Raw genomic sequence first — 24,844 nt, forward strand, 5'->3', positions numbered from 1 at the left:
GTATGCCGCCTATTCTTCCGACGGCCCGCCGCATTTCACAATATGATATCCCGCTGCCTTGCAGAGCCGGTTCATGATGGCCTGGCCCAGCTGGTCCTCGGAAAAGCTCTCGGAAAAAATACAGTCCACCTGGCGGTCATCGAAATCCCGCAGCACCGCGAACAGGTTGTGGGCCACCGTCTCCTCCTGGCTCCTGCTGCCGATGACCTCCAGAAGCCCCTGGGGATACAGGTCCCTGCTCTCCCTGGTGCAGATGATCCCCACTCTCTTTCCGGCTCCCATGGCTTTCGCCGCCTCCCGGTTGATGTAGTCCACCACGTCCTCCATGGCTCCCTCCACCAGAACCATATCCGCTTTCGGCGCATAGTGCCGGTATTTCATCCCCGGCGCCTTGGGCTTCACATCGCCCTTCACCGGCCCCAGGATCGCCGGATCCACCTCCACCTGGCCCAGGGTCTCCCGGAGCATCTCCAGAGTGACGGCTCCCGGCCTTAAAAGAGTGGGAACCGGGCCGGACACGTCCACAATGGTGGATTCCACGCCGATGCCCACCTGGCCGCCGTCCAGGATCATCTCGATCTTCCCGTCCATGTCCTCGATCACATGCTCCGCCCGGGTGGGACTCGGCCGCCCGGAGGTATTGGCACTGGGCGCCGCCACCGGAATACCAGCCAGCTTTATGAGCCGGTTCGCCACCGGATCCGACGGCATCCGGACCGCCACCGTATCCAGCCCGCCTGTGGTCCCATAGGGCACCACATCCTTTTTCGGAAAGATCATGGTCAGCGGGCCCGGCCAGTATTTTTCCGCCAGCTTCCTTCCCGCCTCCGGGATCTCCCGCACCAGGGCCGGAAGCTCCTCCATGGACGAGATATGGGCGATCAGCGGATTATCCGACGGACGCCCCTTGGCCGCATAGATCTTTTTTGCCGCCGCCTCGTCCAGGGCGTTGGCTCCCAGGCCGTAGACCGTCTCGGTGGGGAAGGCCACCAGGCCGCCGCTTCTCAATATCTCTGCTGCCTCCAGAAGCTCCCCGTCCTCCGGTCTTGTTTTATCTTTTATTTTAATCACCTTTGTTTTCATTTTCTGCTCCCAAGATCAGCCGGACTGTGTCCGGATGTTTTTCTTATGCTTATTTCCCGGAAAGACGTGCCAGACAGTCCGGACACAGCTTTTTCCCGCCTGCCTCCCGGAGCCATTTTTCCCCGGTCATCTCTCCGCAGCAGCCGCACCGGGCGGATCCGAAGATCTCCGCCTTCCGGGGCAGCGCAAGGAAGGTCTCCTTCACATCGAACATCTCCCTGGGCTCACAGGCCTGGTAATAGGCAAAGGACTCGGCCTTTGTCATCTCTCTGGGCTTTTCTTTTAATACCAGCCGCACGGACCTTCCGGATCCCCGGTCATAAAAGGAAAACGCCTGTTTTCCACAGATATGGAACAAAAGATTCCCTTTTCCCACACTGCACCCCAGGATCACCTGGATGGCGTCCACCCCGCAGGCGTCGTTTTCCGAAATACACACCACCTGCTCGTCCTCAGAAAAATCCAGATCCAGCAGCTCCTTTGCGTACAGGGCCGCTTTATAGCCAATGGTCAGCCCGCCGCACTCATGGCCGTGGAACTCGGCACATTTTTTCCATAATGCTTTCTCGTCGTCCATCGTTTCTTCCTCCTGTCTCTCCGCTATGGGCATTTTATCACATTTCCCATGAAATAAAAAGAGACCGGAGAGAGAAAACCTCTCCGGCCTGTGCCTACTGGTCCTTCCACCGCCGGATCTCCTTTAATCCGTCCACGATGGATCCCACAAAGCTCTGGTATATCTGCTCGCCCTTTTCTGCCGTGGCCCCTCTGGGGTCCCCGCCGATGCCGATGGGCGTTCCGTCCTCTGTCTCCCACTCCTCGGATACCCAGCCCAGGGTAATGGGGCCGTAGACCGTAAGGCTTCTATTTCCCATGAATTTTCTCGGGATCCCCGCCTGGGCCGTCTCCATTTTCACCAGCTCCGGCCGCTCCGCTAAGATCATGGACGTTTCCATCTCGCCTCCATGGAAGTCCCACACGTTTCCAGGCGTCACCGTGTCCTTCACCGCCTGGTTCCCGAAAAACACGCCGCAGTTGATCATAAAGACCGCCAGCCCCAGCTCGCTCCGCAGCTCCCGGCTCAGCACCTGGATGATGGGAGTATTTCCGCCGTGGCAGTTCAGCATGGCGATCTTTTTAAAGCCGTGGCGGAAAAGCCCCCGGCAGATATCCTCCAGCACATGGTAAAAGGTATCCGGCTTTAAAGTGATGGAGCCGCAGAAATTCACATGCTCTGTGCTGAGGCCCACAGGAACCGGGGGGAAGATCAGCATGGGATAGTCGGGGATCTCCCGGTCCAGGGTCTCCCTGATCCGCCTGGCCACGGCCTCGGAAATGATCTCGTCAGTACCCAGGGGACACTGGCTTCCATGCTGCTCCAGGGCCCCGATGGGGATCAGTACCACGGTCTCCTCTTTATCTACAGCTTCCATTTCAAGCCGCGTCAGCTCTCTGTAATACCGTACCATAGGATCAGCCCTTCTCCACGGATGTCCGCGGTTCCCGTACAGGCGCGCCCACATGGAGGATCACGCTGACCTTTTTATACACCAGGGCCGTGATCCCTGCGTTCATTCCCAGCTTTAACAGGTTAAAGGGAACGATGGCAAACACGGCGAAGGTGGGCAGGTTGGTGATGGCCGGGTTAATGGCCGTTCCCATGGAGATGATATTTTCGATCCCGCCGAACATCAGGTTGGCGTACAGCGGAAGCGTTAAGAAGCAGTTCACCACAATGGCCGTAAGAACGCCAGTGAAAACGGAAAGTCCCAGTCCTGCCATGGCCATCTTCCTGGTGCGGTGCTTCTGGTACAGAATGGAGGCTGGAAGCACAAAGGCACAGCCGCCGATGAAGTTCCCCAGGTCTCCCACGTACATGGTCGTCGTACCGTTGATCAGGATCTTCAGCAGGTTTTTCACCAGCTCCATGAGAATGGCCGGGACCGGCCCCAGGGCAAAGGCGCCGATCATGATCGGAGTCTCGGCAAAATCCAGCTTATAAAACGGCGGCGCAAAGGGCACCGGGATCTGGAAGGTCTCCAGAACGGCCGCCAGGGCGCCGAACATGCCGATCAGCACCACAGTTTTTACAGATAATCTCTTTTTCTGGTTCATAAATGTAGTTCCTCCTTGTACTGTTTTTGTCCTTCTTTCAGCTGCCAGGCCGGACTGTAAAGGCCCGCCTGTGTACAGAGGAATTGCTGCAACATATGGAGTTTTCCGGCAGGACCGGGGACTGGCTGCCTCCGGCTCGCTGACCGCGTAAATAAAAAAGTCCCGGACCAATAAAATAAGTCCGGGGCCATAAACTCCAAGTCACACAATTTCTTCTCTCATCCAGACTATACTGTCGGTTCTGGAATTTCACCAGATCAGCTGCATTTGGCAGGTCGCGGACTGTCACCGCCGGTGGGGAATCTCACCCCGCCCCGAAGAACATATTGAATTACAAAGCTATTATAGTGCAAAGGAAATAAAAAAGCAAGGACTATTTCCTGGTTATGCCTGAGGGAACAGACGCCTGGATACAGCCTGTCCCGCCAGGGCGCATACCCAGCCCACGGCCACGCCTCCCAGGATGTCCGTGGGAAAATGGACGTACAGGTACATTCTGGAGAACGCAATGACCGCCGCCAGGACCAGGACCGGCTTCCACAGCCAGTTGTTTTCCCGGTAAAGGGAAAAGACCGACGTAAAGGCTGCCGCCGTATGGCCCGACGGGAAAGAAAAGTCCGACGGACGGGCGATCAGCAGCTGGACTGCCGGGTTTAAGTCGCAGGGCCGGACCCTGGCCACCATATTTTTAAGAAGCAGATTGCAGATCACCAGATCCGCCGCCAGGGACAGCAGTACTGCCGCCCCGGTCCTCCTGTATTTCCTGCTGCATAAAAGAGCCAGTCCCAGAAGAATCCAGAGAAAGCCGGCATCTCCCAGACTGGTGACCGCCGGCATCAGGGAATCCATGAACGGATTCCGGAAAAGCTCCTGGATAAAATCTAAAACTGCAAGTTCCATCTGCGCCATTACGCACTTCCTCCCAGATATTCCATGATCCCCATGTGGACCGTCCAGGCCATCCGGTCCTGGTATTCCGGATCCTGCAGCAGGGCCGCCTCCTTCCGGTTGCTTAAAAATCCACACTCCACGATCACAATGGGGCATTTCACATGAAGCAGAAGATAATAATTGCCGTTGGCCCTGGCCAGGCGGCGGTTCTGCTCCCCAAGTACATAGTCAAACCGTTTCTGGATGATCTCTGCCAGCCGTTTTCCCTTCTCCGACGACTTATAGTAAAAGACCTGGCCGCCGGAAACCTCCTCCTGGTGATAGCTGTTCTGGTGGATGCTGACCACCAGATCCGCGCCGCTTTCCTCGATGATCCGGCACCGCTCCCTCATATCCGCCATCTTTTTTCTGGAGTCCTCTTTCCCATAAAGAGCCGTGTCCGTTTCCCGGGTCATGACCACCTTTACATCCGACTGCTCCAGATATGTTTTTAACCTCAGAGCGATAGCCAGGTTCACGTCCTTTTCCAGACTTCCGTCGATCCCCACCTTTCCGGGGTCCCTGCCGCCATGGCCCACGTCCACCACGACCACCGGCTGTTCTTTTTTCTGCGCCTGGGCGGAGACCACCTGGACGCTCCCATATTTTGCCGCCAGAAATACCATAAGCAGAAGGATGAGCCCGCAGAGCTCCTCCATGGCCAGTCTCTTCATTCCACCTGTCCCCAAATGCGTTTTTTAATAGTATATCCGCAGGGAGATGAAAAAAGAACTGTTTTTCAGGGCCGGGGATCAATCCCAGCCAATGGCGGTCCAGGCCTCTTCGTCCTCCAGGCCCAGCTTCCAGCAGGCAACACCGGCCAGGTCATTCTCCCGGGCCAGGTTCATTTTCAGCTTTAAGGATTCCTCATCCTCCATCCAGACCATCTTGATCCCGTTTTCCAGAGGAAGCTCTCCGTAATACTGCCCCAGCTCCTTCTGCCAGTAAAGGTCCACCTGGTTGGCCTCGATCCATGCTTTTGCCTCTTCGATCCCCAGGGCCGAGGATTTTACGCCTTCATCCGTTTCCGTCCATACCCTTGTATAGAAGGGAACTCCAAGGATCACCTTTTCCCTGGGAACCAGCTTTAAGGTATTCTCGATCCCGTCCCGCACGTATCCCAGGGACGCCACCGAGCCGGGGGCGCCGCCATTGTAGTGCTCGTCATAGCCCATGATGACCACATAATCTACCACGATCCCCTGTTCCTTACGGTCATAAAACTTGTTAAATTCTGCCGGGACCGTATTATCCACCGACAGCACGATGCCCTTCTGACGGCAGGGGATGGAAAGCTCCCTTAAAAACTGCACATAATGGACGCCCGCCTCCTGCTTCAGTCCCTCAAAATCCATATTGAGGCCGTCCAGATCATATTTCTCCACATCCGCCATCAGGCTGTCAATGAGCTTTTTCCGGGTGGAGGTGGAGGCCAGGAGCTTCTCCGACTGGACATCATCACTGAAATTGTCCAGGAGCGCCCAGACCTGGATCCCCTTATCATGGGCCGCCTTTACATAATCCTGGTCTGCCAGGGAGCTGTAATTTCCTTCGTTATCCGTTAATGCAAACCAGGTGGGAGACACCACATTGACGCCCCTTGTCTTTTCCAGGAGCTTGTTTAGTCCGGCATTGCCCTCCCGGCTGGTCACCTGGTGCCAGGCCATGACTACCTTTTCATCCATGGGCGTGCCGTAATACTCCGGAAGCTCGGCCGTCCCTTCAAAGGCCTGGGGCTCCGGCGTATCCAGACATTTATTCTGGATATAGCCCAGGTGGCCGTCGGGGGTCTGCACCTTTGACCACTTTTCCATGGATTCCAGGACAGCGACCTGCATATCTCTTTCCACTTCTGTCACAATGGGACTCTTTACCCCTCCCCGGACCCGGACCTTTCCAGACTTTTTCACTGCGGCCATATTCCGGGTTCCCCAGTCTGTGACAAATACCCGCTTCACGTCCCCGCTGTCAAAGGCCAGGATCTCCACGTCCGTATAATTATTGACCAGCCCCAGGGCCAGCCAGACGCCGTCCTCCCTGTCCAGAAGGAGCGGTTTCCCATTGGCCCCCTGGGTTTCCCCATCGGCATAAACGATCTGGTCCGGCAGGGCGTAGACCAGCATATTTTCCGTACCGTCCCAGTAGAACCGCTTATTTATGTGCTCGTTGACCCAGGAAATGGGCAGGTAGGTCTGGCCGTTCATATAAAGTCCCCTGGCCTCCTGGAGCTCCTGGTTATAAAGGATCGCCGTATCCTCCCCGCTCACCCCATAAAAGCTCTTAAGATCTGCCATTTCCTTTGTGGGGATATACTTTCTGGCCGCCCTGTACCCGAAAAATCCCAGTACACACACTGCGATCAGCCCCAGGGCCGCGATCACTGGCATTATTTTTTTCATTTGCGCTCTCTTTCCTTTCCGATGACCCGCGCCGTGTACGGCGGCTTCCATGGGTTGGTTTTCTTCTGATATCCCCGATTATATCATAGGGGTATGGTTTTGTTTATTAATTTTTTGTAACGATTTTGTATCAGATCCCTCCCGCCGCCTGCGCATCCAAAAGCATCATATTCGGCAGAACAGCATCTTCCGGCCGCGCAGGCTCCTCCCTTTTCTTCCCATCCCCCCTTTTCCTTCCTTAAGTATTTTTATTCCTCCGGCTTTTTCAGATCCTCCCGGCTGAGATACACCTTGTCGAACCGTACCTCCTTCAGCCCTCCGGATTCTGCCTGTACATAATCTCCCATATAAAACATATTATCGTCGCGTATTTCAAACAGCTTTTCCCATTCCGGCGGACCGGAGACCCGGCCATCCACATAAATGGCGATCCCTTTTTCTGAAAGCCGCCTCAGCCCGCCCAGATACTGCTGCTTTTCTTTCTCTTTCCAGTCCTCTGTTCCTTCGCCTGCCCCCTGGCAGCCTGCCTTCTCCTCCGTATGCTCGCGTACATCTTTTTCCATATTCCCTTCCCCTTTTCCCGCCGGCGGACCCTTTGGAGGGCTTCTGTGACATATTCCCCGCCGCCGGCGTATTCTTCCTGGTCAGACCAGCTTTTCAAAAAATATTCCGCATTCCTCTGTAACAGAAAAAGCGTCCGCTGAAAACGGAATCCGTCTGGAAAGGATGCCAAAACGTCTCCAAAACTCTTTTCTGGTCTCATCGCTGCCAAAAACGGCCAGATACTGCCAGCTCTCTTTTTCCGTCCGCTCCCTTTCCATGGCGAACTCCCGGAGATTTTCCTGCTGCCATTCGCTGAAGGAGGCCACCACGAACTGTTTTTCGCAGCGCAGAAACTCTGCGGTATCTCCCTCCTCCAGCACGCCGAAATCGATCAGAATATCGTCGTACCCGGCTCCCAGGGCCATGGCAAGCTCCCTGGGACCGGCATGCTTAAAATAATCTGCCTCCAGGACCCGGTAGGCAGAGCTCTCCCGCACCATTCCCGTGCAGACCTTCTCCAGCCGTTCCAGGTCGCCTGTGCTGTTCCACTCCATAAGAGCCGCCCGTCTTCTCCTGTAACCGGCCAGATAATTGAGCAGCATAATGGAAAAATGCGTACAGCCCACGCTGTGTCCTGCCGCCGCGATCCCTATGAGCCTGGTCTTCTGGTCCAGAAGCCCCTGCGTCTCTTTTTTCTTTCCCATGTTTTCATTCCTCCTGTTCCAGTGGTCATGATCTCCCTAAAACAGGCCGCAGCATCCCGATCTTCCTTCAGTGGATTTGCAAAAAACGGCAGATAAAAACATGGAACCCCCTTAAGGTCGTCCGGCAGCTTCATGCGGAGGTCCTCCGACATATGATTAAACAGGAGGATACACCTTCCGCGGCTTAAAAAGTATCTGGATGCAGCCAGTGTGCGGGCAGTCTCCCACCACTTCCCTCCGCATACCAGTACAAAAAAGTCCGCCTCCGGCAGCGTCTCCTGTCCCTGCCAGGCCGTTCCTATGTCCTTAATGATAATTGGAAAATAACGATATGGCATTTTTACTGTTCTGCCATAGTATGGACGGATATGTAAGGATCCGATGTGGAATACGCCGGCGCCGTCCGGTCTTGCTTTTGTATTTCTCATGAACAGCCGGACAGCATCCGTATCGTATTCTTCCTGATACAATGCTGGATACCCGTTTCGGGTCAAGAAAGTTGATATGCCAAAGGCTGCATGGGTCGTTCCGATCCCAGGCCTGGCCCCGGCAAATACGATGGTCAGAGATTCTATTGCATGTTTTTCTGATAGAACGGTCTTTAATTCACAAAGCGCCTGCTCCACTTTCCCTGCGTTCTGGTAGCGCCCATCCTTTTCTGCGGCCATACACCCGCGGATGATCCGGTCCAGCTCCCAGGTATCGCTTCTGTCCCCGAGACAAAAGCCGTTCCCGGGCGGTTCTCCCCGGCACATATAATATAAGAGCGCACCAATGGCGTAAACGTCCGTCCGGCAGTCCAGGGGCTCTCCCCGGTACTGCTCCGGCGCTGCAAACCCTATGGTCCCATAACGTTCCCCGAAAGCGGTCACATCCTCTGCATACTGCGCGTGGTCAAAATCAATAAGCCTCACTGCTCCATTACAGACCAGAAGGTTCTTTGGCTGAAGGTCAAGATATAAAATGGGATTATCTGCTGTATTCATGAACTGGATCAAACGGCACACCTGAATTCCGATTTCAGCCGCCGTTTTCATTGACAGACTGCCCAGGCTTTTCACCAGGGCATATAAAGATTCGCCTTCCAGATATTCTTCGATAAGATAACTGTTTGTCAAGTCCTCTTCCACGTCGTATACAAGAGGGATCCCAGGATGGCGGAGCGTTTTTAAGAACAGGGCCTCCTTTCTGAAGGTTTCATAGTCGGCCATGGTCTTTGGAACGATCTTCACCGCACGGTATTCCTCCAGCTCTGTATGCCAGGCCAGAAAGACATTCCCGGAGCGGCCAGCGCCCAGCTTCCTGCACAGACGGTATTTACCAAACAGAACGTGTTCTCCGATCTTTGCACCTCCCTTCGGCAATACAATCTCTGACCTTTATTTTAATACAAGATCTGACCTTTTACAACAGGATTCTTCTATTCCTTAAAATTTTAATAATTTTTCCACATATCATTGCCAAATCGGAATAGGATATAGTATATTATAAGCGTAAAAGTGTATCTTTTCGCCATTCACATATATCTATACAGACAGGAAGTGATCCAATGAAAATAGAACGTATCAATGAAAACCAGATCCGCTGTACCCTCAGCAATTTTGACTTAAGCGTGCGGAACGTCAATCTGAATGAGCTGGCTTACGGAAGTGAAAAGGCCAGAAACCTGTTCCGCGAAATGATCCAGCGCGCCTCCAGGGAGGTGGGCTTTGAGGCAGAGGATATCCCGCTGATGGTGGAGGCCATCCCCATGGCCAACGACAGCGTCATGCTCATCATCACAAAGATCGAGGATCCCGAGGAGCTGGACACCCGCTTCTCTAAATTTTCCGCAGCCGATGAGGACGACGATCCCTCTGTGGGAAATCTGACCGCAGAGCTCCTGGACGGCGCGGACGCCCTTTTAAGCCTCCTGGGAAGCCAGAACCCCGGCCAGGGTGAAGGAGCAAAAGCCGCCCCGGCTGTATCTGATAAAAATGCACAGGCCCAGAAGGCCGCCAAGGCTCCCGACGGAGAGCTTCCGGATCCCGCCCGATACATCCGCTTCTATCAGTTTGACTCCTTAGACCAGGTCTGTGCCGCCGCCAGAGAAACCGGATCCGTTTTCTCCGGTTCCAGCGTCCTCTATAAAAACCCGCAGAGCGGAAGGTATTATCTGGTATTAAAAAAAGAAAGCTCCGATGAGCTTTCCTTCAGCCGTACCTGTAATCTTCTTTCCGAGTACGGGACCCGGCTCCGCCAGGACCCGGCGGCCGAGGCCTATTATGCCGAGCATTATGAGGTGATCGTGAAGCAGAACACCCTGGTAGCTTTGGCAAAGATCTGAGCATAAATAAAAAAATATGCAAAAGGCTGCCGGAATATGAACCGGCAGCCTTTTTATGGCATAAAACTACGCGTTTTTCTGCGCAAAGTACTCGTTCAGGGCATTTACAAGCTGCTCGCAGCTGATGCCGTGTACAACACAAGCCTCTTCCAGAGATTCCATCTGGGAAGACGGGCAGCCAACACAGTGCATTCCAGCAGCCATCAGGATATTGGCGGTATTGATATCTGCACGGAGCAGTTCTCCCATAAGTGTTTCCTTTGTTACCTGCATGAACAGTTCCTCCTTCTAATACTTTTGTACTGCTACACAAAAAGTATAATACTTTTCGTTTCACTTGGCAAGGCGGATTTTATATAAAGGGGCTGCTAAATTCTGCATGGCCGCCGGATCCTCCCGGAAATCGTTCCGCTCTGTCCGGAGCATGCCCACTGACCGCAAAAAGCCCCGGAAACACCAGGCTTCCAGGGCTGTCACATGTCAAATATTATTCACATGTATAGGGCATAAGAGCTAAATGTCTTGCTCTCTTGATCGCAACAGTTAAAGCTCTCTGGTGCTTTGCACAGTTGCCGGTGATTCTTCTGGGAAGGATCTTACCTCTCTCAGATACGTATCTCTTTAACTTGTTTACGTCCTTGTAATCGATCTCGCCGTTCTTATCGCCGCAGAATACGCAGACTTTTTTTCTTCTATGCATGCCGCCTCTTCTTACTCTGGAAGAATCGGATTTGCCGTCTTTATTAAATGCCATTTTTAATTACCTCCTGTCAGAATTAATTGAATGGAAGTCCTTCGTCCTCGACTCCATCAGGAATATTCATAAATCCGTCGCCGATGGCACTGGACGGAGCAGGTCTTGTCCCCTGCTGGTAGCTGCTGCGGTTATTGTTCCCGCCATAGCTTCCGCCGCCAAAGCCGCTGTCGCCGCCCTGGTTCTTGCTGTCGGCAAACTCCTGGTCCTCTACGATCACATCGGTCGTATAGACCTTCTGGCCATCCTTATTTACATAGCTGCCGGTCTGGATCCTGCCGGACACCAGCACGCGCATGCCCTGGCGGAAATACTTCTCAGCAAATTCGCCGGCGCGGTCAAAGGCTACGATATTGATAAAATCCGCAGTCTGACCCTGGTCTCCGTCCTGGCTTCTTCTGCCTCTCCGGTCAACGGCCAGCGTATATCTGGCAATGGCCATGGAACGCTCGCCCTGGGAATAACGCACTTCGGGATCTCTGGTCAATCTACCCATAAGGATAACTTTATTCATATAATCACACTTTCTTTATTAAGCGTCCTGTCTTACGCAAAGGTAACGGATCACAGACTCCATGATGCGGACATGTGCCTCTACCTCGTTCGGGCAGTTGGAATCACCTTCAAAATGAATGAAGTAGTAGAATCCCTCTTTCATTTTCTGGATCTCGTAAGCAAGCTTTTTCTTGCCCCATTCATCCACATCTGTAACAGTTCCGCCGAAACGGGTGATATAGCCTTTCACCTTCTCCAGAGCGGCTGTTCTCTCATCGTCCTCAAGCTTTGCGCTCAGAACAACTGCTAATTCGTATTTGTTCATAGTTTCTTTCCCTCCTTGTGGTCTCTGGCCCCCGCTTTTCAGTAACGAGAGCAAGGAATTAATATGTCACAGGTAATCATCATAGCAAATATATGAGGAAAATGCAAGTATTTTCTTTGTTTTTTCTTCATTTTAAGCTGATCTTCCATTTCCCGTCACAGAAAACAGGCAGCCTTAAAATAAGCGCTGCCCATTATCCAAACATATTCTCTGTACCTTATTGCAGAAATGATTCTTCATTTCCTCTTTCCACCCGCCACTCCCATAAATACTCCAGAGCGGCTCACCATCCATATCCATTCTAAGCGGATAATTTGCTTCTATAAAGTCCAGACTCATCTCTTTCCCCTGCTCCCTTGCAGCACAAAGGAGCCGATCTGCGCATTCTTCTGCCATGTCCTCCAGCCCTTTACAGACCGCAGACCTTCCCATATCTCCCAGAATATCCTCCGCTGCCTGGGCAATATGAAAATACAATTTAATAAATAATGTTCCGAATCCGGATTTACCCTGTGCCTGGGCCAGTTGCTTCACTGGCCCGGAATATTCCGGATCATACTCCTCAAAACATACTGCCCGAAGTTCCTCCGGCAGTGTCTCCGGCCGAAGTACCACATTAAATGCACAATATTCATCTTCCGGCTGAGTCTGTGTCTTCGCCAGATTTACTTTCGTGTATCCAAATGCATAATGTCCGTAACAGGCCCGATGGAATTCCTCGCAGTAAATACGTCCGATTTCCATTACCCCGTATTCCTTCCACAGGGCGGCCATCGGGCAGTACAGCGTATGTGATACCCTCTCCTGGGGATTCAATTCCTGGAGTTCACGTTTAAAACGGGGATCTGGAGGAAGATCTGCTCCTACGGCAAACAGACTATGCATATTGATCTTTACATTCGCATCCAGATGGCGTGCTCTTAAGGCCTCTGCCCGGTCTCTTCCAAACCGGCGTGTTCCCTCCCTTAATGCCCGTTCTCCTTTTTCTCCGCACTGTTCCAAAAGACTTTTGCCCAGAAATGCATATAGCAATGTATAATGATCTGCCAGATTCATAATCTGCATTTCGTTCAATGTATACTTCATAACCAGCCTCCCTTTTGCAGACATTCGTCAAATACATGCAGGAAACACTGTCTGAGGATCCGATCTTCCCTCAGCTCCTCCATCCGGCAAAACGGAAAAAATTCCATAAGGAAATCCTCATCCAGACTTCTCCCCACATGATCCGCCTTTTTTATTAAGGTTTCTGCCATGATCTCTGCGCCATTTTTTATTCCATACGTGACAGCAGCCACCACCTCTGCGTCCTTTTCCTCTTTCATTACCTCTATAAAGCACCTGTATAATAAAAGAGTGCTTTCTTCAACTGGAATTTCTCTTATGATACCATTCCCATCGCCAGTTCCCTTTTGTGTTTCATTCTGGTTGGCTGTACGGCAATACATAGCCATAACACATCTGTCATCTCTCCTGCACGTTTTGCTGTTTGAAACATTCGCCTGGCCAGCCCCTTCTCCGTATCCATCCATAAGAGCATGCAGATACTCCTCGCAATAAAGCCGCCCGGCTTCCTCTCTGCCCCTGTCTCTCCAGTTTTTCTCTAAAGGACAGCTGTATATTTCCCATAGCTGTGCTTCTGGCGTATCCCTTACAGTTTTCTTTAAAGTCCGGGGATCCTTCCAGCACCCATCCTCAGCTGCCATAAGATTATGGAGATCCGTCCTCACTCCACTTCCCATATACTGCTCCCGAAGCCTCTTTCCCTTTTTCTTTCCATAAGCGGCTACCGCTTTGCGCACGATCCCCATTCCATTTCTGCCGCATCGCTCGATCAGAGCACCAGCTATTTCCCCATACAAAATTCCAAACCCATCAGACCTAGTCTGATATCCAAGTTCATTTTCGCTATGCATAGGTTTTCCTCCACATCTGTCAATTTTCTACCACCAGGTCTTTCACTACTTTTTCATTGGCCGGTTCCAGCACAATGTCCTCCCCTGTCAGAACTGTGTTGCAGGCAAGACGTACCTTCCCGTTAACCTTAACAGCACATCGTCCGCAAATCCCCTGTCCACATGCACTATGCATATAAAAGCTCAGGCTTCCATCCTGGGTATCCCCGATTTCCTCCAGAAGGTTCATGACCGTTTTCCTCGCTTCTTTATGAAATTCCACATGAAACGTATCGTAATGGGGACTCATATCTGTCTCTGGATTCCACCGGTAAATTTTTACTTCCATCTATTTCTCCTCCATATTTGCCATTCCAAGATCCTCTTCCAGGATAAACGTTTCGTAATCTACCTTTTTTTCCGGACGCAGTGGTACCCTTGTTACGATCGGAGTTCTTGTCTCCAGAACATCCTTTCCACCGTCCAGATGGCTGATGATCCGTTTCTGCCAGTGCTCATTGTCAATATAGCTGTAATCCTCCCGTAAATGAAGTCCACGGCTTTCCTTTCTCATTCGGGCCATTCCAGCCGCCACACGGGAACATAAAAGAGTATTTTCCGCCTGCAGCATACGGATCAGCTCTCTGTTATACACCAGGGTTTTATCCGCGATTTCCACGCTTTCCAGATCTTTTTCCAGTCTGTCATATGCCTGGAGTCCTATATTCAGGCTCTCTTCATTCCGCCAAAGCCCCAGAGTCTTATCGGAAACACTTTCCATCTGCGCAATAAGGTCCCCCAGACGGCATCCTCCCTTTTGCTCCAGCCTTCTTTTTATCCCCTCCGTTATCATGCTTACCGAATCTCGGCTGCTCTCCACTTTTTCTTCCAGAGCCGCGCGTTCTGCCGCCACGGTACCAGCCTTATATCCCTGCACCAGCATCTCCGTCACCGCATCAGCTACGCGGTTTGCGCCGAAGACACCGCTGGCACATTCGCCTGCCGCAAAAAGACCTGGAACACCCGTATCCATATTTTCGTCTACCAGAATCCCTCCCACGCTATATTCACTGGAAAGTCCCACCTCAATGCGTCTCTTTTCTTTTACCAGCCTTTTATATTCCAGAATATCGTTTCCATGGTACTTTCCCCTGGGATAAAAACCGTCAAAGTGATCCATCAGAGCATCAAACATCCGATCAATTTCCTGGTCTGTAAAACGATGGAAATCGAAATAGATGCCTCCATTCTCCGTTCCCCGTCCTTCCCTTATAGCCTTTCCGTAATAATAAATATGTACCAGCTTGCACATCTCGCTCGTTTTTTCCATTTCTCTCAACTGATTGGGAATTTCTATTTTTTGGCCGAACCGGTCCACGGGATCATAATCAAACGCATCCCTGAATGTGCATATAACTGGAAGGATTGAGCCACGCATCTCATTGGGCTCCACAGCAGTGATCAGAAACAGCATAAATTCCATATCTGCCAGCCGGGCTCCTGCCCGATAAGCCATGGCCTGACCATCTCCAGTCATATCGGAATTCGTATTTTTCAGGGAATAGGGCTGATACCCACCTGTTCCAAGGACTACTTCCTTAGCTTCAAACTGCAGAAGGCATCCCTCATATAAATCCATTCCCACAGCCCCGGTCACCCTGTCTCCATTTTTCAAAAGTCCTATGATCATAACATCTTCATACAGACGAATGGAGCCTTCTTTCTCTACTCCCTTTAAAAGAGAACGTCCCATGCCTCTTCCCGATACATCCCAGTTCCCCGGGCGGTAAAACTTATAATGCTGTCCAGCCTCTCGCCCCCACTCCCTCACCTCGTACACAATACGGGGACTTTCCTCCACAAACTGTTCCACCATATTCTGGTCGCTTAAATTAAATCCATCATTACAGATGGACCGGAATAATTCTTCCTTTGTGAAGGATGGATCCGCCTCTGGAATATGATATTCATAAAAAGCACTTTCTCCGTCCATGCCGTAAGAGCCGCCGATCATAATTGTATTTCCGCTGTTTCCAATCTTTCCCTTGGAAACCAGAACCGTGTCTGCACCTTTCCGGGCAGAAGCCACCGCCGCTGTACAGGCAGCTCCTCCACCGCCGATAACCAATACATCTGTAAAAACTTTTTCTTTAATCGTTACCATTTAGAACATCTCCTCCCGTACCGTCTGTTCTTTCTTAAACTCCTCTGCTGCCATGATGATCCGTTTATGGTCTTCATACAGTTTTTCTGCCGTTCTCAAAAGTACCTGTGCAGCCATGCTGACACCTTTCCGGGCGATAGAAGAACCGCAGCAGGATGTGTACAGCCATGAATGGCCCGGTGACCCTATCACCGTAGATGCAAATGAAAATACGCCTGTGGGCACGCGCCAGCTAGCATCCCCCACATCCGTAGAAACTGCCATTGTCTCTCCTTCCCGGTAGAACCCATCGTAAATTCCTGTATGGAGTCCCCGGTACACCTGTCCATCCAGATGATACTCCGAATGCGCCTTTCTCTTTAATCCCTCTGCTACATTTTCAGAAATTCTTTCTGCAAACCGATACTCCTCTTCCGTCCAGACAGGTGCTCCCGTCTCTTTCATGGATTCCAGAAGGACTTGTTCCAGGACCTTGTTCCGAAGCACATCCGAGCAGTCCGAAACTGTCTCCGTTTCAAAAGTGGTTTCTGTCATAATCGACGCTCCCAACGCCAGATTCTGTATCCTCGCCTTTAAAGTCTGAACACTTTCTCTGTTTTGGGCGCGTATGGTATACCAGACCTGGGCGCTCTTTGGAACCACATTGGGCACTTCACCGCCGTTGGTAATAACATAATGGATACGCACATCCGGAGTAACATGCTCTCTTAAATAATTGGCTCCAACATTCATCAGTTCTACCGCATCCAGAGCGCTCCGGCCATTGTAGGGATCAATAGCGGCGTGGGCAGTTCTTCCCGTAAACGAAAACTTCCCCGACCATACCGCATTACTGGTTCTTGCCCATACATAATTCACGTCATTCGGATGGCAGGACAAAAGGACATCACATTCATCAAAGAGTCCGGCTTCCGCCATCCGTCCCTTTCCGATCAGAAGCTCTTCTGCGGGACACCCAAAAACAGTGACTTTTCCTTTAACCTGTCCCTTTTGTATATCCTGTGCAATCGCAAGGCCACCTCCTGTCACAGCGGCAGCCAGGGCATTATGACCGCATCCATGGCCAGCGCAGGGGACTTTTTCATAGATCTTCTGCTCATGGGATACTGCCTGGCTTAGTCCAGGCAGGGCGTCATACTCTGCCAACAGCCCGATATGAGGGTGACCGCAGCCATATTCTGCCACAAAAGCGGTCTCCATCCCTGCCACGCCTCTTCTGACTGTAAAACCGGCTTTTTCAAATATGTCCTCCAGGTATGCCGAAGATCTGTATTCTTTTAATCCAGTTTCCGCGTATCCCCATATCGTGTCGCTGATTTCTCCAAGAAATTTCTCATTTGCTTTGATCCATATCATTCCCTCGCTGGTCATGTTCCATCTGTCCCCCTTCTATTTTTTCGCTTTTTTCCTAAAGAGTGGCGTTATCATGGTTCCGTCTGTACGCGCAACACCAATTCCGGTAATTGCCAGTACAATTCCTGTCAGGGCGCACATCCACGTCAGAGGCATGTACATCCAGTATTCTCCTGGCGTTATACCCAGAGTAGTTGTAATAAACGCTCCCGCCATTCCCCATGGGATCAGCGGAGCACTGATCGTTCCTGTATCCTCAAAGGTCCTGGTAAGATTCTTTTTATGCAGGCCATATTCTTCGTAGATCGGACCTACCATTTCTCCCATAACGGGGTACGTTACATAATAAGTTACCGCGATCAGAATAAATACAGGATGCATGATCGTGCAAAGGATCATCAGTTGTCTGGGTGTCTTTGCAAAGCTTTTTACCTTTGAAAAAATCACCTCTACTGCCCCTGTGGCCTTAATGGGAGCGCCAAATACGCCTGCTGCCAGAACCAGGCCCACGGTAGAAAGCATACTGCTGATTCCTCCGCGGTTTAAAAGTCCATCTACCAGTGCTGTTCCTGTTTCCTGTTTATAACCAGAAACAACTGCTGCCATAGCCGAAGAAAGATCTGTCCCCTGACATACGATTGCCAGGACAATTGCAGATGCAATTCCAGCTGCAAATGTAGGCAAACATGGTTTTTTCATTAATATTAAAATTAGAACAATGATCGGAGGAACAACCATGATCGGGTTTATTACAAAGTTTGCCTGAAGAGTATCTAAAATAACTGTATATTCTTCGTTCTGGATCGTACCGCCGCCAAACTGCATTCCTAAAATCAGATAAAGAACCAGGGATACGATATAACCTGGAACTGTTGTATATAGCATGTGGCGGATATGTTCTGTTAATTCTACGTTGCAGGAGGCTGCTGCCACGATTGTAGAATCTGATAACGGGGACATCTTATCTCCAAAAAAGGATCCCACTACAATCGCCCCTGCCACATAAGGAAGGGGAATACCAAGACCGAGGGCTACGCCCATAAGCGCTACTCCAAGAGTAGACAATGTTCCCCACGATGTTCCAGAAGCCACAGACATAACAGAACAGGTGATACATGTGAGCACCAGAAAAAATCTGGGGTTCATGATCTTCATACCATAGTACATGATCGTTGGTATCGTTCCCGAGATCATCCAGGCCCCCACCAGCATTCCAATCTCCATCAGAATGATTACAGGAACTCCCATCTGTCTAATTCCTATGGAGATCTGCTCTTCAATTTTGTTCCAGCTGGTTCCGCAGAAAAGAACCGCAATTATGCTGACTGCTGTTGATGAAATAAATAAAACCAGCGTCGTGTCCAGCTTCAAAAACAGCTTTCCTATAATGATCACTAGTAAGGCCACTCCTACCATAAGCAGCGCCTTTTGTACACTTACCTTCTCTTTTGCTTCCTGCATAGTAACCCATCCTTTCTTTTGAATCCTTCCCATTGTCAGACAATACAGATGTCCTCCTTTTTCCACCTGCTTTATAGTGCCTGCTGCTAATCTAAAATACAGCAATTCCCATGCCAAGCCATTTTCATTATATCTGTTTCCTGCCTCTATCTTTATTTTCGACATTTTCAGATATTTTTACGCGCAAAAAATGGTTTAATTGATTGCAAAAACCAATTAAACCATTTTATTAATCCATTTATGTCTATTTATATCTTTTTCCTTCCCAGTTTCTCTCTTCCACCTTCTGAAATCTGTGTGCCTCCACGACCTTTATATATCTCAACAAGCCCTGCTGATTTCATTTGTTCCAGACACTGGCGAAGCTCTGCTTCTGTCAGAAAAACCCCATACTCCTTTATTTTCTCTGCCAGCCCTTTCCTTCCAATCTTTTTCCCCTCTTTTCTATACCAGTCCAGACATTCAAGGATCACTGTTTCTGTTTCCACTCCGGCAACCGGATCATCTCCACTCTTCTTTCCATTTCTCATCATATATTCTGGAAAATCAGAAGCATGAATATTCTCCCCTTCCAGGATAGAAAGATAAGAAACCACGTTCTGGAGTTCCCGAACATTTCCAGGCCAGTCATATTGTTCCATAAACCGTATTGCGTCCTGGTGAATATTTTTTTTAATCCTGTTCTTTTTAAAAAAGTGAAGAAGCATGTCCGATATATCCCCAGGTCTTTCACGCAGCGGAACTGTCTGGAGAATCAGGGTATTCAAACGGTAATAAAGATCTAATCGGAATTTTTTCTCCTCTACCAGCTTTTGAAGATTACAGTTGGTTGCGGATATGATCCGTACATCAATAGGAATCACCTGACTTCCTCCAACCCGTACCACCTCCTGTTCCTGAAGTACCCTAAGAATTTTAGCCTGGAGATTCAGAGAAATATCTCCGATTTCATCCATGAATAAAGTTCCTCCACTTGCCATCTCAAAAATCCCAGCCCGGCCTTTTTTACTGGCTCCTGTGAAAGCTCCCTCCTGGTATCCAAATAACTCGCTTTCCAGAAGTGAATCTGCCAGGGCAGCACAATTAAACGCAATAAAGGGGCCATTTTTTCTTTGGGATGCTTGATGGACCGCCTGGGCCAGCAACTCCTTTCCCGTTCCACTTTCTCCCTGGATCAGTACTGGGAAGTCTGTATTGGCAAACCTTGCTGCCTTGTTTTTCAAAGCCTCCATCGCCCTGCTGGAACCTATTATATCGCTGAAGCTGTATTTTAATTCACTTCTGCCACTTTTCTCTCCCCCATATTTTGCATAAAGAACCCGGATTCTTTCAAAATTTTTAATAGTCAGAAGGCTGCTTTCCAAGGCTCCTTTAGAAAAATATCTCCATGTAACCAGATATTTTTTCCCACCTCTCAGCAGAAGCACATCTTCTATATCCTGTTTAGTTCTGGACACCATCTCCAGTTCCGGGATCAGGTTATAAATATTTCTCTGAAGTGTGTATGTATATGACCTCCCCGAAAACTCCTGGGCCATCGAATTCAGCAGGACAATTTCCTTTTTCTCATCCAGAAAAAAAGCCGCTTCTGGTATTCCCTCAAGAAACTGCCGGAGATTTAATCCTGATCCATGTCCATTCCTTGTGAGTTCCGCGATTCCCCGGTTTACAGAGATCACATTTTTTCCATATGCAAAAATCCTTTCAATCGTCTCACTCTGAAGACAGTCCAGACGGCTAAAAATCTCAATAAGTGTCAAAGGATCCGGGCGGCGTTCTCCTATATCAATGATTCTTTTTATATACGGCGGTACAATGGCTAATTCGTTGGGGGTAATTGCCAGAGTAATATCCGAATAGTCCTCTGCACAGCCTGGATAATACGGAATCAGTTCAATATTCTTCACATCCAGGGCATACAAAAGGGCCACCGTCTCCATTGCAAATTCGCGTGTGTGATTTACAACAATCGCCCTTGACTCCCCTTCTGTTCCCATTAAACGGTCATAAGTATCCCTCGGGATTGTCAGATTTAAAACGATGATCTCCGTCCCCTCCATAAGGAATGGGGCAATCCACTTGGCAACCTCATCGCTGATCGCAACCACCAAATCACAGTTGATTCCACTAATGGAATTCTCACTGACTACCAGCAGGCTTACGTCCGCATATTCCCCAATCAATTCGGTCAATTGAATCCTTATGGTTTCCGATACCCGCCTGCGGGTACATGCAATTATTACCTTTTTTCTCGTCAACTTCAGCCATCCTCCCCAAAATGCTCCCGTATCCGCTCCTTCAGATGCCGCACATACGCCTCGCCTGTTTCTCCTAATCCCCGGTCCCGGGAGTATATATAGCTTAAGACCAGCGGATCAAAAGGCAGAGGCACCGTTACCACGCCGTTGGCCTCATTGTACTCCCTGGAATGGGGGAACACCAGGCTGAAGGCATTGGTACTGGCCACAAGAGAAATCCTGGAAACGCTGGATTCCACCAGGATCAGCTTATCCGGATTCACCACACTGGACCAGGGCGTCCAGTTCAGGTTTCCCCCGTTTCCATCTATATAGGCTGCATAGGGATAGTTTTTCAATTTTGAAAAGTCAAAGGGAGTTTCCTTTAAAAGGGGATGGTCCTTGGACAGCTGTACGGCAAAGACCGCCTTTGCCACATCCCGATACTCCAGGTGGAACAGACTGCAGTACCGGTTGAAATCCGCGTAATGGCCCCTGGTATCGATGGTAACCACCAGATCGCAGAGATCCTGGTGCAAAAGCTCCAGCATCTTTCTCCCGGTGCCTGCCGCACAGGACAGATCGATCTTATCATACCCCTGGTAATCCCGGCATAGATCCTGGAAGGCTTCAAAGGCCGGATGGTACATGGGATAGACCAGCCGGAACCGGCAGGAGGTCCCTTCCTCTTTTCCCGCGTCAGCGATCCCCTTTAAGTGTCCCATGATCACCGACGCTTCCTTCTCCAGCCTGGCTCCGGCAGGCGTCAGCTTCATTCCGGCAGAAGTCCGCTCAAAGATCGGGAAGCCCAGCTCCTGTTCCAGGTTTTTTATGGCGCTGCTCAGGTTTGGCTGGGACAGGAACAGATTTTTTGCTGCCCTGGACGCAGAGCCGCACCGGGCGATCTCCAGAACGTATTGAAGCTGCTGTATGGTCATGATGCATTCCCCCTCCTTTTTGCTGTTCTCTATTATATCTCTTCTTCACTTTAAAGTCCATCGCTGGAATTTATAGCCGCCTATAAATAAAACATATTTGTGATATATCCATCCAGACAGTATACTTATACCCAAAATGGCACAATGCTTTACAGGAATTGGAGGTTGTTCTTATGGATAATGCACAAATCATCCGCAATGCTGTCCGTGAAAAGGCACAGATTATCACCGGGCTCAACCGGTCCGTATGGGAATATGCCGAACTGGGCTACCAGGAAACGAAAAGCGCGGCGGCCATCATAAAAGCCCTGGAGGACGACGGCTTTACAGTAACTAAGGAGCTGGCCGGGATCCCTACGGCGTTTAAAGCCGTCTGGGGAAGCGGTTCTCCCGTGGTCGGCATCCTGGGCGAATACGATGCCCTTCCTGGCCTGAGCCAGAAGGCCGGCGTTGCCGCGCCGGAGCCGGACGAGGGGCATACCACCGGACACGGCTGCGGCCACTGCGCCCTGGGAGCCGGAGCCGTGGGAGCCGCCATGGCTGCAAAGGCGTATCTGGAGCAGAGCAAAAAGCCCGGCACTCTGGTATTTTTCGGCTGTCCCGCAGAGGAGCAGGGCTTCGGAAAGGGCTTTATGGCCAAGGCCCGCTGCTTCGACGGAGTGGACATGATGTTCACCTGGCATCCGGCAGACCAGAACGTTCCCATGGGGACCCGCATGGTAGCCAACTATAAGGTCCGCTTTGACTTCACCGGCATTTCCGCCCATGCGGGCGCAGCCCCGGAAAAAGGCCGGAGCGCCCTGGACGCCTGCGAGCTGATGAATGTGGGCGTCAATTACATGAGAGAGCATGTGATCAGCGATGCCAGGATCCATTACGCCTATCTGGACAACGGCGGCGAAGCTCCCAACGTGGTCCAGGACCATGCCTCCCTGCTGTATTTTATGCGCGCTCCTAAGCTGGCCCAGAGCAGCGAGATCCTGGCCCGGATCAAAAAGATCGCCCAGGGAGCGGCTCTTATGACTGAGACCGAGGTCAAGGTCAGAGTCCTGGGCGGCTTAAGCGACGTGATCCCCAACCCCACCGCCTTCCAGGTGCTTTCCGATGCCTATGTGGAAATGGGAGGCCCCGAATTTGACGAGGAGGATTACGCCATTGCCAGAAAATTCCTGGCCATCCTGCCGGAGGACGCCAAAAAGGCTATGGTACAGAAGATGGCTGTCCTCCACAAAATGACGCCGGAAGAGTTTGAAAAGCGGCCCTTAAATTCCGTTGTGATCCCTTACAGCCCCCTGATGCGCCAGAAGGTGCTGACCGCCTCCAGCGACGTGGGCGATGTAAGCTACCTGGTTCCCACCGCCCAGCTTACCGCCTCCGCAGCCATCCCCGGCACCGGACACCACACCTGGCAGTACACCGCCCAGGTGGGCACCTCCATCGGCGGAAAAGCCTGTCTTGCAGCCGCAAAGGCCATTGGACTGGCTTGCACCAGGATCTTTGACGACCCGGCCCTGGCTGACCAGGCCAAAAAGGAGCTGCTGGAGGAGACCGGCGGCGTTTACGTATCCCCGATCCCCGACGACCTTACCTATGTGGACGCCATGTAATGAAGGAGGAACACAGATGACCTTTAATGAAATCATGAACAGTCCCCTGCTCTACGGACTAGTGGGGCTGGGAATCGCCTATATTATCCTGTTTTGTCTGATCACGCTGAAAAAAGCCTACAAACACGCCCTGGAGCTGGGGATCACCAAAGAAAAGCTCAAACTGGTGATCACCTCCTCCGCCATTTATTCTGTCGTTCCGTCCATTTCCATCGTCATCGGCCTTTTCAGCCTGGCGTCGGTCCTGGGCGTGCCCTGGTCCTGGTTCCGCCTTTCCGTGGTGGGCTCTGTCACATACGAGCTGATGGCAGCCGACATGGTGGCCACCGGAACCGGCTATGAGTCCGTGGCAGCCTTAAACGCCGCCGGAGATGCCTCTGTGGTCGGCACCGTTATGTTCGTTATGAGCATCTGCATCATGGGCGGCCTCATTGCCATCCTTTTATTCGGCAAGCGAATCCAGATGGGGCTGACCAAGGCCAGAAGCAAGCACGGAGAACTGGGGGCCCTGATCACCGGCGTTCTTTCCCTGGCCATCATCGAGGCCTTCCTTCCCATGCAGTTAATGAAGGGCAAGGTACACCTGGCCGTTGTATTTACGTCCTGCATCATCGTTCTGATCCATTTACAGATCATCAAGCGGTTCAAATGTCTGTGGCTCAGGAACTTTGTCATGGCAAACACCCTGCTCCTGGGCATGGCGTCCTCGCTGGTCTGGATCAAGATACTTGGTTAATTTAGGAGGAACACAATATGGATAAAAAATACGAAGACAGTATTCACCGGACCGGACGGATCGGCATCATCATCGGGATCATACTCATGCTGGGGATCCCGGCGGTCATTTCCAGCGTATACGACGTATGGCCGGAAAGCGCGGCCCAGGTCATCACCGCAGGCAGCGGCCTGCTGGCCGTGTTCATTCCCACCTGTATCGCCGAGGTATTCAGCTATACCCCGATCCTGGGCTCCTCCGCGTATATCACCTTTCTGACAGGCAATGTCATGAACCTGAAGGTCCCCGTTGTGGTAAATGCCCAGATCATGTCCGACACAGCCTCCGGTACAGAAGAAGGAGACGCAGTGGCCACCATCGGCGTAGCCGTGTCCTCCATCGTCACCACCCTGATCATCGCCGGCGGCGTGCTGCTCCTGGTGCCCTTACGTCCCATCCTCACTAGCCCCACGGTGCAGACGGCCACCACCTATCTGCTCCCGGCTCTGTTCGGCGGCATCTTTTTAAGCTTCGTGAACAACGACTGCGGCGACTATGTTGCCAAAGGAAAGCCGCTGACCATGATCCTCCCGCTCTTAGTGGTGTTCGGCGTCAACGCCGTGTTCCCTCTGGCAGGAATGGAGGGCTTTGTGGTGCTGATCTGTATGGTCCTCACGGTACTCTGCGCCGTTGTGCTCTATAAGGCCGGGATCATTAAGATGACTCCAAAGGAAAAGAAGAAAAAAGCCTGATGCAAAAGGGGCTGTTGTAAAGCCGAATCCGCGCTTTTACAACAGCCC

General features: G+C 51.2%; 26 protein-coding genes and 1 riboswitch. Of the genes, 4 read left to right on the forward strand and 22 right to left on the reverse strand.

Annotated elements, in window-relative coordinates; all coding sequences use genetic code 11:
• Positions 1 to 9 precede the first annotated feature (9 nt).
• The 10 genes from OCV69_RS04305 to OCV69_RS04350 form a co-directional block, all read right to left on the reverse strand.
• Positions 10 to 1,083, reverse strand: a complete 1,074-nt coding sequence (locus OCV69_RS04305) for an L-threonylcarbamoyladenylate synthase (protein ID WP_022272748.1) — start codon at positions 1,081 to 1,083, stop codon at positions 10 to 12.
• Positions 1,084 to 1,132: 49 nt separating this feature from the next.
• Positions 1,133 to 1,660 (reverse strand): FmdE family protein, encoded by a 528-nt coding sequence (locus OCV69_RS04310; protein ID WP_158357987.1) that lies wholly within the window; start codon positions 1,658 to 1,660, stop codon positions 1,133 to 1,135.
• 94 nt (positions 1,661 to 1,754) lie between these two features.
• Entirely contained in the window at positions 1,755 to 2,552 is a 798-nt protein-coding gene (locus OCV69_RS04315; protein WP_158357985.1) for a creatininase family protein, read from the reverse strand.
• A 4-nt stretch (positions 2,553 to 2,556) separates the two neighbouring features.
• Positions 2,557 to 3,198: an ECF transporter S component gene (locus OCV69_RS04320; protein WP_158357983.1), complete on the reverse strand. Its 642-nt coding sequence runs from the start codon at positions 3,196 to 3,198 to the stop codon at positions 2,557 to 2,559.
• Between the two features lie 206 nt (positions 3,199 to 3,404).
• A riboswitch (FMN riboswitch) is annotated at positions 3,405 to 3,524 on the reverse strand.
• Between the two features lie 58 nt (positions 3,525 to 3,582).
• On the reverse strand, positions 3,583 to 4,107 hold the full coding sequence (locus OCV69_RS04325) for a phosphatase PAP2 family protein (protein WP_158357981.1): 525 nt from the start codon (positions 4,105 to 4,107) through the stop codon (positions 3,583 to 3,585).
• Positions 4,107 to 4,802: an N-acetylmuramoyl-L-alanine amidase gene (locus tag OCV69_RS04330; RefSeq protein ID WP_158357979.1), complete on the reverse strand. Its 696-nt coding sequence runs from the start codon at positions 4,800 to 4,802 to the stop codon at positions 4,107 to 4,109. Before OCV69_RS04330 ends, OCV69_RS04325 begins: the two co-directional genes overlap by 1 nt.
• 78 nt (positions 4,803 to 4,880) lie before the next feature.
• Entirely contained in the window at positions 4,881 to 6,527 is a 1,647-nt protein-coding gene (locus OCV69_RS04335) for a glycosyl hydrolase family 18 protein (protein WP_158357978.1), read from the reverse strand.
• A 248-nt stretch (positions 6,528 to 6,775) separates the two neighbouring features.
• Positions 6,776 to 7,090, reverse strand: coding sequence for a hypothetical protein (locus OCV69_RS04340; protein WP_022272755.1), 315 nt, complete (start codon positions 7,088 to 7,090; stop codon positions 6,776 to 6,778).
• Between the two features lie 81 nt (positions 7,091 to 7,171).
• The gene (locus OCV69_RS04345; RefSeq protein ID WP_158357976.1) at positions 7,172 to 7,774 is read right to left on the reverse strand and encodes a hypothetical protein; all 603 of its coding nucleotides are present in this window, start codon (positions 7,772 to 7,774) and stop codon (positions 7,172 to 7,174) included.
• On the reverse strand, positions 7,720 to 9,138 hold the full coding sequence (locus tag OCV69_RS04350) for a serine/threonine protein kinase (protein ID WP_262562995.1): 1,419 nt from the start codon (positions 9,136 to 9,138) through the stop codon (positions 7,720 to 7,722). Before OCV69_RS04350 ends, OCV69_RS04345 begins: the two co-directional genes overlap by 55 nt.
• A gap of 185 nt (positions 9,139 to 9,323) precedes the next feature.
• Here OCV69_RS04350 and OCV69_RS04355 point away from each other — a divergent pair, with 185 nt between their 5' ends.
• Complete coding sequence (locus OCV69_RS04355; protein ID WP_158357972.1) at positions 9,324 to 10,100, forward strand: adaptor protein MecA; 777 nt, start codon at positions 9,324 to 9,326, stop codon at positions 10,098 to 10,100.
• 66 nt (positions 10,101 to 10,166) lie between these two features.
• Here the strand turns inward: OCV69_RS04355 and OCV69_RS04360 are convergent, their stop codons facing one another.
• From OCV69_RS04360 to OCV69_RS04415, 12 genes are all read right to left on the reverse strand, one after another.
• Positions 10,167 to 10,373, reverse strand: coding sequence for a DUF1858 domain-containing protein (locus OCV69_RS04360; RefSeq protein WP_022272759.1), 207 nt, complete (start codon positions 10,371 to 10,373; stop codon positions 10,167 to 10,169).
• 214 nt (positions 10,374 to 10,587) lie between these two features.
• Positions 10,588 to 10,854, reverse strand: coding sequence for a 30S ribosomal protein S18 (gene rpsR / locus OCV69_RS04365; RefSeq protein WP_022272760.1), 267 nt, complete (start codon positions 10,852 to 10,854; stop codon positions 10,588 to 10,590).
• Positions 10,855 to 10,876: 22 nt separating this feature from the next.
• A complete protein-coding gene (locus OCV69_RS04370; RefSeq protein WP_022272761.1) occupies positions 10,877 to 11,368 on the reverse strand; it encodes a single-stranded DNA-binding protein in 492 nt (163 codons plus the stop codon).
• Between the two features lie 18 nt (positions 11,369 to 11,386).
• Positions 11,387 to 11,674 carry a 30S ribosomal protein S6 gene (gene rpsF / locus OCV69_RS04375; protein WP_022272762.1) on the reverse strand — a complete coding sequence of 96 codons (288 nt, stop codon included), beginning with the start codon at positions 11,672 to 11,674 and terminating at the stop codon, positions 11,387 to 11,389.
• 174 nt (positions 11,675 to 11,848) lie between these two features.
• Positions 11,849 to 12,760 carry an L-2-amino-thiazoline-4-carboxylic acid hydrolase gene (locus OCV69_RS04380; protein WP_262426586.1) on the reverse strand — a complete coding sequence of 304 codons (912 nt, stop codon included), beginning with the start codon at positions 12,758 to 12,760 and terminating at the stop codon, positions 11,849 to 11,851.
• Complete coding sequence (locus OCV69_RS04385) at positions 12,757 to 13,590, reverse strand: L-2-amino-thiazoline-4-carboxylic acid hydrolase (RefSeq protein ID WP_158357968.1); 834 nt, start codon at positions 13,588 to 13,590, stop codon at positions 12,757 to 12,759. Before OCV69_RS04385 ends, OCV69_RS04380 begins: the two co-directional genes overlap by 4 nt.
• A gap of 19 nt (positions 13,591 to 13,609) precedes the next feature.
• Complete coding sequence (locus tag OCV69_RS04390) at positions 13,610 to 13,918, reverse strand: 2Fe-2S iron-sulfur cluster-binding protein (protein WP_158357966.1); 309 nt, start codon at positions 13,916 to 13,918, stop codon at positions 13,610 to 13,612.
• Positions 13,919 to 15,733, reverse strand: a complete 1,815-nt coding sequence (locus OCV69_RS04395; RefSeq protein ID WP_158357964.1) for an FAD-binding protein — start codon at positions 15,731 to 15,733, stop codon at positions 13,919 to 13,921. It lies immediately after the preceding gene.
• Entirely contained in the window at positions 15,734 to 17,104 is a 1,371-nt protein-coding gene (locus OCV69_RS04400) for an amidohydrolase (protein ID WP_158357962.1), read from the reverse strand.
• 18 nt (positions 17,105 to 17,122) lie between these two features.
• Positions 17,123 to 18,712, reverse strand: a complete 1,590-nt coding sequence (gene nhaC, locus OCV69_RS04405) for a Na+/H+ antiporter NhaC (RefSeq protein ID WP_158357960.1) — start codon at positions 18,710 to 18,712, stop codon at positions 17,123 to 17,125.
• 83 nt (positions 18,713 to 18,795) lie between these two features.
• The gene (locus OCV69_RS04410; protein ID WP_158357958.1) at positions 18,796 to 20,805 is read right to left on the reverse strand and encodes a sigma-54 interaction domain-containing protein; all 2,010 of its coding nucleotides are present in this window, start codon (positions 20,803 to 20,805) and stop codon (positions 18,796 to 18,798) included.
• Between the two features lie 2 nt (positions 20,806 to 20,807).
• Positions 20,808 to 21,722 (reverse strand): LysR family transcriptional regulator, encoded by a 915-nt coding sequence (locus OCV69_RS04415; protein WP_158357956.1) that lies wholly within the window; start codon positions 21,720 to 21,722, stop codon positions 20,808 to 20,810.
• 173 nt (positions 21,723 to 21,895) lie between these two features.
• Here OCV69_RS04415 and OCV69_RS04420 point away from each other — a divergent pair, with 173 nt between their 5' ends.
• The 3 genes from OCV69_RS04420 to OCV69_RS04430 are packed head-to-tail and all read left to right on the forward strand — an operon-like array spanning position 21,896 to position 24,796.
• Positions 21,896 to 23,329, forward strand: a complete 1,434-nt coding sequence (locus tag OCV69_RS04420) for an amidohydrolase (RefSeq protein ID WP_158357955.1) — start codon at positions 21,896 to 21,898, stop codon at positions 23,327 to 23,329.
• A 16-nt stretch (positions 23,330 to 23,345) separates the two neighbouring features.
• On the forward strand, positions 23,346 to 24,065 hold the full coding sequence (locus OCV69_RS04425; RefSeq protein ID WP_158357953.1) for a DUF5058 family protein: 720 nt from the start codon (positions 23,346 to 23,348) through the stop codon (positions 24,063 to 24,065).
• A 17-nt stretch (positions 24,066 to 24,082) separates the two neighbouring features.
• The gene (locus tag OCV69_RS04430; protein WP_022272793.1) at positions 24,083 to 24,796 is read left to right on the forward strand and encodes a hypothetical protein; all 714 of its coding nucleotides are present in this window, start codon (positions 24,083 to 24,085) and stop codon (positions 24,794 to 24,796) included.
• Positions 24,797 to 24,844 lie beyond the last annotated feature (48 nt).

The organism is Alitiscatomonas aceti, from assembly GCF_025567195.1.
Classification (GTDB): domain Bacteria; phylum Bacillota; class Clostridia; order Lachnospirales; family Lachnospiraceae; genus Alitiscatomonas; species Alitiscatomonas aceti.

What these genes read in the sequence shown, in the direction of transcription:
- OCV69_RS04360 (WP_022272759.1), bottom strand. Translation starts at nt 10,373, where the DNA reads ATGCAGGTAACAAAGGAAACACTTATGGGAGAACTGCTCCGTGCAGAT.
- OCV69_RS04390 (WP_158357966.1), bottom strand. Translation starts at nt 13,918, where the DNA reads ATGGAAGTAAAAATTTACCGGTGGAATCCAGAGACAGATATGAGTCCC.
- OCV69_RS04370 (WP_022272761.1), bottom strand. Translation starts at nt 11,368, where the DNA reads ATGAATAAAGTTATCCTTATGGGTAGATTGACCAGAGATCCCGAAGTG.
- OCV69_RS04325 (WP_158357981.1), bottom strand. Translation starts at nt 4,107, where the DNA reads ATGGCGCAGATGGAACTTGCAGTTTTAGATTTTATCCAGGAGCTTTTC.
- OCV69_RS04340 (WP_022272755.1), bottom strand. Translation starts at nt 7,090, where the DNA reads ATGGAAAAAGATGTACGCGAGCATACGGAGGAGAAGGCAGGCTGCCAG.
- OCV69_RS04420 (WP_158357955.1), top strand. Translation starts at nt 21,896, where the DNA reads ATGGATAATGCACAAATCATCCGCAATGCTGTCCGTGAAAAGGCACAG.
- OCV69_RS04310 (WP_158357987.1), bottom strand. Translation starts at nt 1,660, where the DNA reads ATGGACGACGAGAAAGCATTATGGAAAAAATGTGCCGAGTTCCACGGC.
- rpsR (WP_022272760.1), bottom strand. Translation starts at nt 10,854, where the DNA reads ATGGCATTTAATAAAGACGGCAAATCCGATTCTTCCAGAGTAAGAAGA.
- OCV69_RS04305 (WP_022272748.1), bottom strand. Translation starts at nt 1,083, where the DNA reads ATGAAAACAAAGGTGATTAAAATAAAAGATAAAACAAGACCGGAGGAC.
- OCV69_RS04330 (WP_158357979.1), bottom strand. Translation starts at nt 4,802, where the DNA reads ATGAAGAGACTGGCCATGGAGGAGCTCTGCGGGCTCATCCTTCTGCTT.
- OCV69_RS04395 (WP_158357964.1), bottom strand. Translation starts at nt 15,733, where the DNA reads ATGGTAACGATTAAAGAAAAAGTTTTTACAGATGTATTGGTTATCGGC.
- OCV69_RS04425 (WP_158357953.1), top strand. Translation starts at nt 23,346, where the DNA reads ATGACCTTTAATGAAATCATGAACAGTCCCCTGCTCTACGGACTAGTG.
- OCV69_RS04315 (WP_158357985.1), bottom strand. Translation starts at nt 2,552, where the DNA reads ATGGTACGGTATTACAGAGAGCTGACGCGGCTTGAAATGGAAGCTGTA.
- OCV69_RS04355 (WP_158357972.1), top strand. Translation starts at nt 9,324, where the DNA reads ATGAAAATAGAACGTATCAATGAAAACCAGATCCGCTGTACCCTCAGC.
- OCV69_RS04320 (WP_158357983.1), bottom strand. Translation starts at nt 3,198, where the DNA reads ATGAACCAGAAAAAGAGATTATCTGTAAAAACTGTGGTGCTGATCGGC.
- OCV69_RS04430 (WP_022272793.1), top strand. Translation starts at nt 24,083, where the DNA reads ATGGATAAAAAATACGAAGACAGTATTCACCGGACCGGACGGATCGGC.
- OCV69_RS04385 (WP_158357968.1), bottom strand. Translation starts at nt 13,590, where the DNA reads ATGCATAGCGAAAATGAACTTGGATATCAGACTAGGTCTGATGGGTTT.
- nhaC (WP_158357960.1), bottom strand. Translation starts at nt 18,712, where the DNA reads ATGTCGAAAATAAAGATAGAGGCAGGAAACAGATATAATGAAAATGGC.
- OCV69_RS04415 (WP_158357956.1), bottom strand. Translation starts at nt 21,722, where the DNA reads ATGACCATACAGCAGCTTCAATACGTTCTGGAGATCGCCCGGTGCGGC.
- rpsF (WP_022272762.1), bottom strand. Translation starts at nt 11,674, where the DNA reads ATGAACAAATACGAATTAGCAGTTGTTCTGAGCGCAAAGCTTGAGGAC.
- OCV69_RS04345 (WP_158357976.1), bottom strand. Translation starts at nt 7,774, where the DNA reads ATGGGAAAGAAAAAAGAGACGCAGGGGCTTCTGGACCAGAAGACCAGG.
- OCV69_RS04335 (WP_158357978.1), bottom strand. Translation starts at nt 6,527, where the DNA reads ATGAAAAAAATAATGCCAGTGATCGCGGCCCTGGGGCTGATCGCAGTG.
- OCV69_RS04400 (WP_158357962.1), bottom strand. Translation starts at nt 17,104, where the DNA reads ATGACCAGCGAGGGAATGATATGGATCAAAGCAAATGAGAAATTTCTT.
- OCV69_RS04380 (WP_262426586.1), bottom strand. Translation starts at nt 12,760, where the DNA reads ATGAAGTATACATTGAACGAAATGCAGATTATGAATCTGGCAGATCAT.